Below are 13,796 nucleotides of genomic sequence, written 5' to 3'. Positions count from 1 at the left end.
ATTCTAATAATAAGGAAAGACAATGAAGGGTCTAGGTTTTTTATTGATGTCTATTATTGCTGAAGTCATTGCAACGACCACATTAAAAGCATCTGATGGTTTTAGTCGTTTTTGGCCGTCTTTGATTGTTATTATTGGTTATGCAGTTTCTTTTTGGGGGCTTTCACAGGTAGTAAAAACCATGCCATTAGGGATTGCTTATGCAATTTGGTCAGGTTTGGGAATTGTGCTGGTTTCCATCGCTGCAATTTATATTTACAACCAAAAACTCGATTTACCTGCAATTATTGGTATGCTATTAATTATTGTTGGTGTGTTAGTCATCAATTTATTTTCAAAAAGTGGTGGGCACTAAATCGTTGGTGCAGAATATTCAGGCAGCATGATTGGAGAAACAAGGAATGAGGCATCGGATGAGTCAATTTTTAAAACCCGTAATAGTAATATCACTTACTGGGTTTATATCTGTCATGTTATCTGCGTGTGGTAGCTCAAACGTAGATAAATCTGTGGAACATTCTGCGAGTCAGTACGCCAAGCAAGTAGTCAATTTAGGGCCAGGTGCGCAAGAAGCTTGCGTGTCAGCGGGAGGCTTGCCTGCACTGACATTAGAATTAAATGGCTCACAAACTGCAGTATGTCAATTTGCGAATGGTAAGCGTTGCGCTGTTGACATTATACAATCGGGTTCTTGTATATAATTTTATTATAAAGTTAATTAATCTTTTATTAATTATTAATATAAGATTAATTAACTCTCTATATTCCTTTGGTTGTAATCTATTTTAATACCCCGAATTATTTTTGTTTAATTATATTTCTCACTATTCATATACGGGCTATCTAAATATGAGCATCTATTTAGGTGTTTATTTTAATTATTGATATTTAATGATGATATTACTAATATTAAATAATAAAGAATATTTTCGATAATTATAAAACCACATATAAAGATGTTTACATTTATTAAAGAGTAATGCCAAATGAAAAAGAAAATTGAAGAGTATGATGGCCCAGCTGCTGGTTGGGGTGCTGTTAAAGCCGTTGCAGAAGCGTTACGTGGCCAAATGAAAATCGGGCACGATATCATTGCGATGTTTGAAATGAATAAGGTGGATGGCTTTGACTGCCCTGGTTGCGCGTGGCCTGATCCGGTACACACAGCGTCATTTGATATTTGTGAGAATGGGGCAAAAGCCATTGCTTGGGAAGCAACATCTAAAAAAACAACCCCAGAATTTTTTTCTAAATACACCGTTACAGAATTACTTGAGTGGGATGATTTTCATTTAGAGGATGAGGGACGTTTAACGCATCCTATGAAATATAATTCACAAACAGATAAATATGAACCAATCGAATGGGAAGATGCATTTCAGCAAATAGGGACACGTTTACAGAGTTATTCCAATCCAAATACCGTTGAGTTTTATACCTCCGGGCGGACTTCAAATGAAGCCGCATTCTTATATCAATTATTGGCTCGTGAATATGGCACAAATAATTTCCCTGATTGTTCAAATATGTGCCATGAACCAACGAGTGTTGGTCTTGCTGATTCCATTGGTGTCGGTAAGGCGACAGTATTGTTAGATGATTTTGATAAAGCGGATTTAGTGATTTGCATAGGCCATAACCCAGGAACTAACCATCCGAGGATGTTGAGTTCATTGCGTGAAGTTTCTAAACGTGGTGCAAAAATCATTGCAATCAATCCCTTAAGAGAGCGTGGTCTTGAGCGCTTTACCTACCCGCAAGACGTAGTAGAAATGTTAACACTAGAGTCTACACCTTTAGCAGGGCACTATTATAAGGTTCGTGTCGGTGGAGACACCGCGCTACTTAAAGGCGTCATGAAGTTGTTGATTGAAAAGCACCAAGCTGCTGTAGAGGCAGGAAACGAGCCTATTCTTGATACTGAGTTCATATCAACTCATACCCAGGGTTATGAAGCTTTAAAAAATGACTTACAGACAACAAGCTGGAAAGATATCTTAAGGGTTTCTGGTTTACCACGTGAGTCTATTGAAGAGATTGCTGACCTTTATATTGAGGCAAAAAGTACCATTATCTGTTATGGCATGGGGATCACTCAGCACGAACATGGCACACAGAATGTTCAGCAACTTGTTAACTTACTGCTACTAAAAGGTAATATTGGCAGGGAAGGTGCAGGTATTTGCCCATTACGGGGTCATTCGAATGTTCAGGGTGACAGAACCGTCGGTATTACGGAAAAACCATCAAAAAGCTTTTTAGACAAAATTGAACAACGATTTGGTTTTAAACCACCAAGTGAATTTGGCCATGCTGCAGTGGCGAGTATGCAAGCGATTTCTGAAGGCAAAGCCAATGCGTTAATCTGTATGGGTGGAAACTTAGCAGTTGCAATGCCAGACAAAGACGCTTGTTTTTCAGGTATGAAAAAGCTTGATTTAGCTGTCCATACAGCCACTAAACTGAATCGTTCTCATTTATTAACCGCTAAGCAGACATTCTTGTTACCGGTATTAGGGCGTAGCGAGATAGACAGACAAAGCAGTGGCGTGCAATGTGTTACGGTAGAAGATTCCATGTCGATGGTCCATGCATCAAAAGGTCTACTTAAACCTTGTAGCCCTTATCTTAAATCCGAGTGTGCGATTGTCGCAGGAATAGCGAAAGCGGCAATACCGAATAGTAAAGTTGAATGGGATGATTTTATCGGTAATTACGACTTGATCCGTGATGCGATGGAAGCAGTATTACCTGGTTTCGATGATTATAATGCGCGTATTAAAATACCAGGAGGGTTCCATCTGACTAACGCTGCTTCTGAACGTCGTTGGTTAACGCAATCAGGTAAAGCTAATTTTGTACCAACAGAAGGCGTTATTGAAGACCCGAATTCAGCCGTAAATAGCGAATTAATTTTGGCAACATTGCGTAGCCATGATCAATACAATACCACAATTTATGGTTTAAATGACCGATACCGTGGTGTGTTTGGGCAGCGAGATGTTGTTTTCATTAGTGGTGCCGAAGCCCAAAAACAGAAATTAGAGGCGGGGGATAAAGTAAATCTCATTGCATTAGATCGTGAGCAAAAACCGACAAAACGTCGTTTAGATAACCTCACTGTCGTGATTTATGATATGGCAGACCGTAGCGTTGCTACTTATTTTCCTGAAGCTAATAATTTAATTTCGTTAGATAATTTCGATCCGCAATGTGGTATTCCTGCGTATAAAAACATTCCCGTGAAATTAGAGCGCGTTATTCAATAAGTCGAATTTATTGTTTAGGAACCCCAAATGTTGAACGTAACATTTGGGGCCTTAATGACTATTTTTTGGCTGGGAAAAACTGGCTGATGATAACAATGATGGCTACTAAGAGATAAGCCGCGAAGATACCAATTAACCACTGTGGCATATCTAGCCCTAAGAATGCCCACTGCCTAACGGCACAGTCACCTGTCGCTTCAAACACTGCAGGCACCCATTCTTGTAATGGTAACCAATCAGGGAAATTAACAAAAAAATCGCAAGAGGCAAATGGGGAAGGATAAAGCTGTAGCATGGTATGTTCCCATGCAAGATCTAAACCGCGCCAAGCAGAGTAAACCCAAACAAGCATGGCAACCCAGCGTATCACCATGTTTCGCGGTGCTACTGCGCCAACTATGCCAGCAACCATAATGCCAAGTAATGCAACGCGTTCATAGATGCACATAACGCATGGTTGTAGCTTCATAACATGCTGAAAGTATAAAGCCGCACACTCGAGCATAAAGGCAATAAAGGCCATGAGTAGCCAAGCGCCTCTTCCTTGTGAGCAGTAGTTAAAAAATCTGAACATACTTAGTATCCTAATTGAGTAATGCGCCCATTTTGCCTCTATCGCACCGATAAAAAAAGTAATTAAAGTGAAATTATGCAATTTTTAGATAGGGCTTTACCTAATATTACAATTAGCCGTATTGGGGTACGGCTAATTGCTTTAAAGTATAGTTACTGAGCGAATGTTATCAAGCCAATACTTTCCATCCAATGTGTGATTGGTACTAGCCAGAATTCGACTCCTAATAGCCCAACAATTGTCATTACGATGGTATATGGCAGCGCCATCCAAACCATGCGACCATAAGACAAACGGATCAGCGGTGATAACGCGGATGTTAATAAAAACAAGAAGGCAGCTTGGCCATTAGGTGTCGCAACAGAAGGCAAGTTAGTCCCTGTATTAATTGCCACGGCTAAAAACTGGTATTGTTCCGTTGACACCAACCCGTCATTTGCCGCTTTTAAAGCTTCAGTAATATAAACTGTCCCTACGAAAACGTTATCTGATACAGCAGAGAGTAAGCCATTAAACAGATAAAATAAGGAGAGTTGCGATGATTCAGAGGATTGCAACACAAACTGAATAAATGGGGTGAATAATTGCTGGTCAATAATAACAGCAACAATGCTAAAGAAGACCGTTAATAACGCGGTAAAAGGTAACGCTTCTTCGAAGGCTTTACCTAATGCATGCTCTTCTGTGATCCCACAAAATGCGGTAGCAAGTACGATAACGGATAAGCCAATCAGACCAACTTCAGCTAAATGGAAAGCAAGGGCGACTATTAACCAAATACCAATTAATCCTTGAACGACTAACTGTGCAAGATCTCTTTTGGTACGTTTAGCGGTCTGTTTTTTATCGTGCTCAGTCAAAATTTGGCGAACAGAGTCTGGAAGCTCAGCACCGTAGCCAAATAGTTTAAATTTTTCAACAACAAAGCAGACGACTAAACCACAAACAAAAACCGGTATGGTTACAGGAGCCATACGGATATAGAAGGTAATGAAGTCCCAATTGACATGTTTTGCAATGATAAGGTTCTGTGGTTCACCCACCATGGTCATGACACCACCAAGCGCGGTACCAATACCTGCATGCATCATCAAGCTTCGTAAAAAAGCCCTAAACTGCTCAAGGGTCTGTTTCTGCTCTGCACTGTTAATGAAACCATCATTTTGTAGGTCAGTGCTGCTGGGTTGGTTAGAAGCATACTGATGATAGATAGAATAAAAACCAATTGAAACGCTAATGACCACAGCAATAACGGTTAATGCATCTAAAAATGCAGATAAAAATGCACTCGCGATACAAAAGGCAAGGGAAAGAATGCGCTTAGAACGCACGTTTATCAACAGTTTGGTAAAAACAAACAAAAGCAATTGCTTCATGAAATAGATACCCGCTACCATAAAAATCAGTAACAAGATAACTTCAAGGTTATTGCTAATTTCATGTGAAATTTGAGCCGGTGTAGTCATACCAATGAGAACGGCCTCTATGGCCAAAAGACCGCCAGGCTGCAATGGGTAACATTTAAGTGCCATTGCGAGTGTGAATATAAATTCAGCAACTAATAGCCAGCCTGCAACGAAGGGGCTGATAAAGAAAAAGACAATAGGGTTAATTATTAGGAATATAATAATTGCTAATTTGTACCAATCAGGCGAATTTCCCAGAAAATTTTTCAAAAAAGCTGTTTTTAAACTAAAATCCATTATGGTTCGTTATCCTCTTTTATGCGGATGTCGTGTACTGTGTTATACATACTACTCTTATCTCTTACAGATTTTAAGCACATTTGCTAATTGAGAGCGTATGAATTATATGGAAATTATATGATTTGCTTCACCCTTTATTTTTAGTCTAACTATATCAGGTGATGACAATCTGGTATGATTTGCTCAATATCCGTCTAAATGTTTGGAATAATAAAAATATGGTTATTAAAGCTCAAAGTCCGGCCGGTTTCGCGGAAGAGTATATTATTGAGAGCATATGGAACAACCGCTTTCCACCAGGTTCAATTTTACCCGCTGAGCGTGAGCTTTCGGAATTAATTGGTGTAACAAGAACAACCTTACGTGAAGTGTTACAGCGTTTGGCTCGTGACGGTTGGTTAACCATTCAGCATGGTAAACCAACGAAAGTGAATAACTATTGGGAAACGTCTGGCCTAAATATTTTAGAGACACTGGCTAGGCTTGATCACGATAGAGTACCGCAACTCATTGATAATTTATTGGCAGTACGTACCAATATTGCGGCAATTTTTATTCGCACTGCCTTTCGAAATAACCCAGAGAAATCAATAGAGGTGTTAGCTGGGCGGGAAAAAGTGGAAGATAATTCAGATGCATTCAGTGATTTGGATTATAACATTTTCCGTGGGCTTGCATTTGCATCCGGTAACCCAATTTATGGTTTGATTATTAACGGTTTAAGAGGGTTGTATACCCGTGTTGGCCGCTATTATTTTTCAAACCCTGAAGCGAGGCGCTTAGCGTTGAATTTTTATCAACAATTAAGCCATCTTTGTCGTGAGCAAGCCTATGATCGTATTATGGATTGTGTGCGTAACTATGGTAAAGAAAGCGGAATAATTTGGCATAGTATGCAAAGCAATATGCCTTCTGATTTAGCTCAAAGCCGCTAGTTAACGGGTATTTAATCCAGTTAGGCCAGCATATTGTATTATATCAGTATGCTGGTTTTTTATCATTAATCATTGACAGATTTTGGCCAAATAGCCATTGTTCACTTGAATGAAGTGAAAAACCAATCTTTGTTTATTTATTGGTATTTAATACCGTCAAATTCCCTCTTCTTAGTTTAATAAAATAAATCTGTTTTATTGGGCACCTCACGTGAATCGATAGAAAATTCTAAATTAAAAAATAATTAAAACTGCATTTTTTTTATCTTATTGAATTTAAATTAATTAATTTTCTGTTTGAATTTTGAACTGGGATTTAATATCGGCATGTAAATCAAATGTGACGAAATTTAAATTTTTTAACTGTATTGTTAAAAGTGTTAATTCACCACATTGGCAAATAATTTCTAGAATATTATCCTAAAAGAAATGGTGCAGACTTTTATTTTGTGGGGAAGCGATGAAAATTCTAGTGTTAGGCGCAGGCGTGATCGGTGTGACAACCGCGTGGTATTTAGCACAAGAAGGGCACGAAGTGCTAGTGGTGGATAGACAACATGATGTGGCAGAAGAAACAAGCGCCGCTAATGCAGGGCAAATATCTCCTGGATATGCAACCCCATGGGGTGCACCTGGGATCCCCCTTAAAGCAGTGAAATGGATGTTTGAAAAACATGCCCCTTTAGCGATACGTCCAGATGGCACGCTATTTCAGCTGCGTTGGATGTGGCAGATGTTAAAAAATTGCGATATCCAACATTATGCAATGAATAAAAGCCGTATGGTTCGTATTGCAGAATACAGCCGTGATTGTATTCGTCAATTAAGAACGGATACGGGTATCGAATATGAAGCCCGCCAAGGGGGGACTTTACAGCTTTTTCGTACTGCTGAGCAGTTTGATAATGCGGCTAATGACATTGCGGTCTTACAGCAAGAAGGGGTTCCATACGAATTACTGACATCAAATGAACTCGTTAAAGCCGAGCCTGCGTTAGAATTTGTTAAGCATAAGCTTACCGGTGGATTGCGGTTACCGAATGATGAAACGGGGGATTGTCAGCAATTTACTAAAAAACTAGCCAAAATGGCACAAAACTCAGGCGTTAAATTCAAATTTGGTGGCCATGTTGAGCAGATTTTAACTGAAGGTAATAAGGTGACTGGCGTCAAAATTGATGGTGAAATTTTGCAAGCAGACCGCTATGTCGTTGCAATGGGCTCTTATTCTACCTCAATGTTACAAAGTCTGGTTAAAATCCCAGTCTACCCGCTTAAAGGTTATTCATTAACCATGCCGATTATTGATGATCAGCGTTCGCCAACCTCCACCATTTTGGATGAGACATACAAAATTGCAGTAACGCGATTTGATGAGCGTATTCGCGTCGGTGGAATGGCTGAAGTCGTTGGGTTTAATTTGAATATACTGAAAAAACGCTGCGAAACATTGAAAATGGTGGTACAAGATTTGTATCAAGGCGGCGGTGATATCGAACAAGCACAATTTTGGACGGGCCTGCGTCCAATGACACCAGATGGTACTCCAATAGTGGGGCCGACAGCATACGGTAATTTATATTTAAATACTGGGCATGGGACACTGGGTTGGACAATGGCTTGTGGTGCAGGGAAGTTGCTGGCAGATATCATTTCAGGGAATACACCAGAAATAGCGTCTGATGATCTATCGGTATTTAGATATCTTGATGGTTTTAATACCAAGTTGGTTACGCAGGGTGATTTAACACCAGCGCGCTAAGTATTTGATGTTTTTGTATCATTGTAATTTTAGAATTAATTAAATGTATTAAGGAATTTAAATGCCGCGTCCAATAAGTGCTGTTATTCATCTACAAAATTTACAACATAATTTGTCTGTCGTACGGCAACATGTTGGAAAATCAAAAATTTGGTCAGTTATGAAAGCAGACGGTTATGGTCACGGCATCAAGCAGATTTGGCCTGCACTAAAAGAAACGGATGGCTTTGGGGTATTAGATTTTGATGAGGCCATTTTATTGAGAAAAGAAGGGTGGAAAGGGCCAATTCTATTGTTAGAGGGTTTTTTCCAGCCTCAAGACTTGCAATTGATTGATCAATATAATTTAACGACAAGCGTGCATAGTGAGTGGCAATTATTTGCCATTGAGAATGCTCAATTATCATCACCGATTTCAGTCTATATTAAGCTAAACAGTGGAATGAATCGGTTAGGTTTTCCACCGAACGATTACGAAAATGTCGTACGACGGTTATCTAAAATGCCGAATGTACGTAGTTTAACGTTAATGAGTCACTTTGCTAATTCAGATACCAAAACCGGCGTTGCTGAGCCTTTTCAACAAATCCAGCAATTTGAACACTTATCTTTAGAAACCTGTATCGCAAATTCAGGGGCAACACTGTGGCATAAACATACGCAATATGATTGGATCCGTACGGGGATTTTACTGTATGGTGCGTCTCCAAGTGGAAAATCTACTGATATATCTGGGTTGGGCTTGAAGGCAGCGATGACATTGCAATCAGAAGTGATTGCTATCCATGAAATTCCAGCAGGTCAATCAATTGGTTATGGCAGCCGGTTTACATCAACTAAACCGATGCGTATTGCGACAGTGGCGTGTGGTTATGCCGATGGTTACCCTCGGCATGCTGCAAATGGAACACCAGTATGGTGCAAAGGAAAGCGTTGTGCACTACTGGGGGCGGTTTCGATGGATATGCTGACCATTGATATCAGTGATTGTGACGATGTTAAACTGGGTGAGCGAGTGGAATTATGGGGGCAAAATTTACCTGTTGATGAGGTGGCACAAGCAGCTGGCACCATTGGTTATGAGCTACTTTGCGCACTCGCGAAAAGAGTTCCTGTTTCTTATGAAAATAAAGTAGAATAAATATTAATCAGTCACGCTAAAAATAGTGAAAATTTGGCTTTAAGTGTGATTTTGGTTAAGAATGTTTGGATTGTAACTATATTAATATACATATAGTATGTGATCTATTTCTCATTATTTTTAGGTTAAATATAATATGTCAAAAGCAATTAAATTAACGACATTTGCGGTGGCTTTGAGTGTGTTATCTGGGACCGCTTTTGCTGGAACGTGGTCTGTTGGTGGCTCGGTATTAGCGCAATCAACACCTTATAAAGGAATTAAGAGCCGTGATTATGTCACGCCAGTACCTATTGTTAATTATGACAGCGAGAATTTCTATTTTCATACATTAGCTGCGGGTTACTACCTATGGAACGATAAGCAAGACCAACTCTCATTAGATGCTTATTATTATCCACAATTTTTTAAACCTAAAGACAATGATGATAAAGCGATGCGCGAGTTAGACCGCCGCCGTGATACGGTGATGACGGGGCTGACTTATCGTCATAAAGCTGATTGGGGTACGCTGAGAACGAATATTTCTGGTGATATTTTAGGTATCAGTAATGGTATTCGTGGTGAGTTTGCCTACCTATATGGCTTTGAAGGTGACAAATGGTCAATCACTCCGGGCCTTGGTATTAAATGGGATAGTAAGAACCAAAATCGTTATGAATATGGCGTGTCTTCAAAAGAATCACGTAATAGCGGTTTAAAACGCTATAACCCAGGTTCAAGTTGGACACCATATGTTGAAGTGACAGGAAATTACCGCTTTGATGAAAATTGGACGGTATTCGCAATGGGCCGTGTTGACCGCCTGCCAAGTGAAGTGAAAGATAGCCCAATGGTAAATAAAGATGTTTCTGCCATTATGTGGACGGGCGTCACTTACACATTCTAAGTTCGTTATAGAACAGTAAATTAAATAGCCCCTGATATCATGATGATTGTCAGGGGCTAATTTTATCTATCTAGAAATTTGATGAGCTTAGATTTTATATGTTTAGAATGAATAATTAATCTTGCGGCTTATTATCGCGGCTGACCATCACTAATGAAAGGCGGGCAGGGTGCTGCGCATCACTTTTCATTGGGACGTTGATCCTTGCTGTTTCTACACAAACCATCTGTTTGTAGCCATTATTTGGCATATCGCCCATACTGCATGATAATTCCGCCCAAGGGTTCCAACAAACAACATCACTATTATGGTAATGGTGAATTTCTATTGTACGGGCCCATCCATCATCACGTAAGAGGCTATATTCTTCTGGCTCTGAATAAATACGGTCGGTATGTTTATTAAACTTTAGTGGCTCATTTTCATAAACTTCTTTATCTGCAACTTTATCGAAATAGTGGCCACCTAACCCATAGACAGTGGCTTTTTGAATATCACTGATATTAAAATAGCTATGTAATGCGGCGGTCGTTTCGAAATCCCCATAACTTTCTAGTTCAAGCTCGCACGTTTCACCTAGTTTCATTCGTAGGATCAGAGTGAACTCATGGGGCCATAATTTACGGGTATATTCTGTATCTGTTAATGTGAAGGTTAAAATAACACCCTCTTCATGTTCATTATGTGCAGTAAATTGCCAAGGTAGAATTCGAGCAAAACCATGACTAGGGCTGGCAACAGGACCGAACCAAGGCCAACAAATAGGAATACCGCCACGAATAGCAACACCTTCTTTAAAAGCGCTCTCAGAACTTAGCCATAAGCAAGGTTTTTGCCCTGCAGGTTGCCAATCAATAAGTTGGGCGCCTTGTAAACTGACGGCCCCACGCACCTTAGGATGCGAGATAACAATGAGTGGAAGCTCATCAAGTTGGCGTTGAGTGATATAAGCGGAGATTTGTTTGATGACCGGTAATGCAAAAAGTTTATCGTGCATGGTATTAGGCCTGTGTTAATGGAACAGAGTGAATACTCGTCATACATTAAACTGCAGCATTGTTGACGGTGTTCGTTCACTTGAATTATTTAGAGTATCTGCCCAGCATACTTAAAGCCGCAGTGAATAGTATTCATTCTAAAATAAGTTGTGTTTATAGCGTATCCAATGAGAGATCAACCATAAGCGATATAGCAGAAAATATGAAGTGTTAATTGTTATTGGATACGGTACAAAAGAGCCGCCAATTGGCGGCTCAGTTAGACAGATTACGCGACAGCTCTTATTTAGAGATGTGAGCGATCAGGTCTAATACTTTGTTAGAGTAACCCGTTTCGTTGTCATACCAAGAAACTAATTTAACAAAGTTGTCGTTCAGTGCGATACCAGCTTTAGCATCAAATACTGAAGTCAGTTTTTCACCGTTGAAGTCAGTTGATACAACGTCATCTTCAGTGTAACCCAGAACGCCTTTCAGCTCGCCTGCAGCTGCTTCTTTGATAGCATCACAGATTTGAGTGTAAGTTGCTGGTTTTTCTAAACGAACAGTTAAGTCAACAACAGAAACGTTAGGCGTAGGTACACGGAAAGACATACCAGTCAGTTTGCCATTCAGTTCAGGGATAACTTTACCTACAGCTTTAGCTGCACCTGTTGATGATGGGATGATGTTTTGAGCAGCACCACGACCACCACGCCAGTCTTTATGCGAAGGGCCATCAACTGTTTTTTGAGTTGCAGTTGTTGCGTGAACAGTCGTCATCAGACCTTCAACGATACCGAATTTGTCGTTGATAACTTTAGCCAGTGGAGCTAAGCAGTTAGTTGTACAAGATGCGTTAGAAACGATTTCTTGACCTGCGTAAGCTTTGTGGTTAACACCCATAACGAACATAGGAGTATCATCTTTAGAAGGGCCAGTGAGAACAACTTTCTTAGCGCCTGCTTGGATATGTTTACGTGCAGTTTCATCAGTTAAGAAGATACCTGTTGCTTCAGCAACGACGTCAACACCGACTTCGTTCCATTTCAGGTTTGCAGGATCTTTTTCTGCTGTTACACGGATTTTTTTGCCGTTTACAACTAGGTGACCATCTTTAACTTCAACAGTACCGTTGAAACGACCATGAGTTGAGTCGTATTTCAGCATGTACGCCATATATTCTGCATCGAGGAGGTCGTTGATAGCAACGATTTCGATGTCAGAACGCTCTTGTGCAGCACGGAAAACGATACGGCCAATACGACCAAAACCATTAATACCTACTTTGATAGTCATAGTATTTCCACCAGCTATTTATTCGTGAATTAAGTTGTAGTTAAAGTTACCAAAACCTTGCCAGCCGTCAAGCGGAATCGTGTCAATTATTGAAAAAAATCAATTCTGATACCACCAATTGCTTATTTGTCAGCCACTTCAGCGGCAAATACAGCCGCACGTATTATCGGGATTGTACGGCATAATGAAACCATCTATCAGTGATATATGTGATACGGTTCACAAATCAAAACGGAAAGTAAGATGCTTCTTAGTTTAGAATAGTTTTACAGAAAATGTTGTTAATTTTTTGTTGATTGAAATTGATGTATGATAACCATTAAACCGTCTAGTTATTTAAATATGTAGGTATGACATGTCAAATAAAGATAACCAACCTATTGATATTTCAGAGTTAAATGAGATGCAGCGTTACGTTACACAGCAAGCCGGTACCGAGCCCCCCTTTAGTGGTCAATTATTGCATAACCGTAAAGACGGTGTGTACGAATGTTTATGTTGTGGTACACCTTTATTTATGTCTGAGACCAAATTTGATGCAGGATGTGGTTGGCCAAGCTTTTATCAACCGGTTAATGAAGAGGCTATCAAATACATTGAGGATTTCTCTCATGGAATGCATCGTATTGAGGTTCGCTGTCAACACTGTAATGCGCATTTAGGGCATGTATTTCCAGACGGCCCTCAGCCTACTGGTCAGCGTTACTGCATTAATTCAGCATCATTAAGCTTTATTGATGATGATAGTGGTGAAAAGACGCGTGGATAAAGAGCTGAAGGTTGCTGAAGCTATTGTATAAGAATAACAAAAACGATTCAGCTATTAGCTGAAATCGAGAAAAACAAAATAACGTGCTAATTGTGTATTTGAAGGAGCCTTACCGTGAGCGTTGAAGTTAATCCAGAACAACTTGAACAATTGTTGGCAATGATGACCCCGGAAATTTATGAACGCCTAGTAACCGCCGTTGAACTCGGTAAATGGCCGGATGGGGTGATGTTAACACCGGAACAGAAAGAACATAGTTTACAAATGGTATTATTGTGGCAGTCACGACATAACCATGACCCAGAGCATATGACGGTAGGGACTAATGGTGAAATTACGATGAAGAGCAAACAAGAGCTAAAAATGTTGTTCCAAGGTGAAATGCTGGCGACCTTAAAACCGCAACATAATGATGAATAACGGTTATTCTACAAAATAGTTTGGTTATTCAATGTGGCGCGGCATAGTGACAGTG

General features: G+C 39.9%; 13 protein-coding genes. 9 read left to right on the top strand and 4 right to left on the bottom strand.

Features of this window, described 5'->3' with window-relative positions; translation table 11 throughout:
- The first annotated feature begins 22 nt into the window (after positions 1-22).
- The 3 genes from PSF42_RS12110 (at position 23) to PSF42_RS12100 (ending at position 3,269) form a co-directional block, all read left to right on the top strand.
- A complete protein-coding gene (locus tag PSF42_RS12110) occupies positions 23-355 on the top strand; it encodes a DMT family transporter (RefSeq protein ID WP_125893030.1) in 333 nt (110 codons plus the stop codon).
- A 58-nt stretch (positions 356-413) separates the two neighbouring features.
- Positions 414-701: a DUF333 domain-containing protein gene (locus PSF42_RS12105; RefSeq protein WP_272680073.1), complete on the top strand. Its 288-nt coding sequence runs from the start codon at positions 414-416 to the stop codon at positions 699-701.
- A 285-nt stretch (positions 702-986) separates the two neighbouring features.
- Entirely contained in the window at positions 987-3,269 is a 2,283-nt protein-coding gene (locus PSF42_RS12100) for an FdhF/YdeP family oxidoreductase (RefSeq protein WP_125893034.1), read from the top strand.
- Positions 3,270-3,327: 58 nt separating this feature from the next.
- On the opposite strand, the gene dsbB is transcribed toward PSF42_RS12100, so the two are convergent.
- Both dsbB and nhaB read right to left on the bottom strand, forming a co-directional pair.
- Positions 3,328-3,843 carry a disulfide bond formation protein DsbB gene (gene dsbB, locus PSF42_RS12095; RefSeq protein WP_272680072.1) on the bottom strand — a complete coding sequence of 172 codons (516 nt, stop codon included), beginning with the start codon at positions 3,841-3,843 and terminating at the stop codon, positions 3,328-3,330.
- 152 nt (positions 3,844-3,995) lie between these two features.
- Positions 3,996-5,546: a sodium/proton antiporter NhaB gene (gene nhaB / locus PSF42_RS12090; RefSeq protein WP_125893038.1), complete on the bottom strand. Its 1,551-nt coding sequence runs from the start codon at positions 5,544-5,546 to the stop codon at positions 3,996-3,998.
- Between the two features lie 221 nt (positions 5,547-5,767).
- Between nhaB and fadR the strand changes: the two genes are divergently transcribed.
- From fadR to PSF42_RS12070, 4 genes are all read left to right on the top strand, one after another.
- Positions 5,768-6,484 carry a fatty acid metabolism transcriptional regulator FadR gene (fadR, locus tag PSF42_RS12085; protein ID WP_125893216.1) on the top strand — a complete coding sequence of 239 codons (717 nt, stop codon included), beginning with the start codon at positions 5,768-5,770 and terminating at the stop codon, positions 6,482-6,484.
- Between the two features lie 460 nt (positions 6,485-6,944).
- A complete protein-coding gene (locus PSF42_RS12080) occupies positions 6,945-8,246 on the top strand; it encodes a D-amino acid dehydrogenase (RefSeq protein WP_213912664.1) in 1,302 nt (433 codons plus the stop codon).
- A gap of 61 nt (positions 8,247-8,307) precedes the next feature.
- The gene (gene alr / locus PSF42_RS12075) at positions 8,308-9,387 is read left to right on the top strand and encodes an alanine racemase (RefSeq protein ID WP_213912665.1); all 1,080 of its coding nucleotides are present in this window, start codon (positions 8,308-8,310) and stop codon (positions 9,385-9,387) included.
- Between the two features lie 136 nt (positions 9,388-9,523).
- A complete protein-coding gene (locus tag PSF42_RS12070) occupies positions 9,524-10,276 on the top strand; it encodes a MipA/OmpV family protein (RefSeq protein ID WP_125893045.1) in 753 nt (250 codons plus the stop codon).
- A gap of 115 nt (positions 10,277-10,391) precedes the next feature.
- On the opposite strand, the gene PSF42_RS12065 is transcribed toward PSF42_RS12070, so the two are convergent.
- Together PSF42_RS12065 and gapA are read right to left on the bottom strand one after the other, a co-directional pair.
- The gene (locus PSF42_RS12065; protein ID WP_272680071.1) at positions 10,392-11,273 is read right to left on the bottom strand and encodes a D-hexose-6-phosphate mutarotase; all 882 of its coding nucleotides are present in this window, start codon (positions 11,271-11,273) and stop codon (positions 10,392-10,394) included.
- Positions 11,274-11,556: 283 nt separating this feature from the next.
- Positions 11,557-12,552, bottom strand: a complete 996-nt coding sequence (gene gapA, locus PSF42_RS12060; protein ID WP_004911198.1) for a glyceraldehyde-3-phosphate dehydrogenase — start codon at positions 12,550-12,552, stop codon at positions 11,557-11,559.
- Positions 12,553-12,907: 355 nt separating this feature from the next.
- Here gapA and msrB point away from each other — a divergent pair, with 355 nt between their 5' ends.
- A complete protein-coding gene (msrB, locus tag PSF42_RS12055; protein WP_125893049.1) occupies positions 12,908-13,321 on the top strand; it encodes a peptide-methionine (R)-S-oxide reductase MsrB in 414 nt (137 codons plus the stop codon).
- 114 nt (positions 13,322-13,435) lie between these two features.
- Positions 13,436-13,741, top strand: a complete 306-nt coding sequence (locus tag PSF42_RS12050; RefSeq protein WP_125893051.1) for a YeaC family protein — start codon at positions 13,436-13,438, stop codon at positions 13,739-13,741.
- The last annotated feature ends 55 nt before the right edge of the window (positions 13,742-13,796 follow it).

Source organism: Providencia sp. PROV032 (assembly GCF_028484875.1).
Lineage (GTDB): Bacteria > Pseudomonadota > Gammaproteobacteria > Enterobacterales > Enterobacteriaceae > Providencia > Providencia rettgeri_E.
Note: the sequence above shows the minus strand (reverse complement) of the source record. Positions and strands in the feature narration are given on the sequence as shown.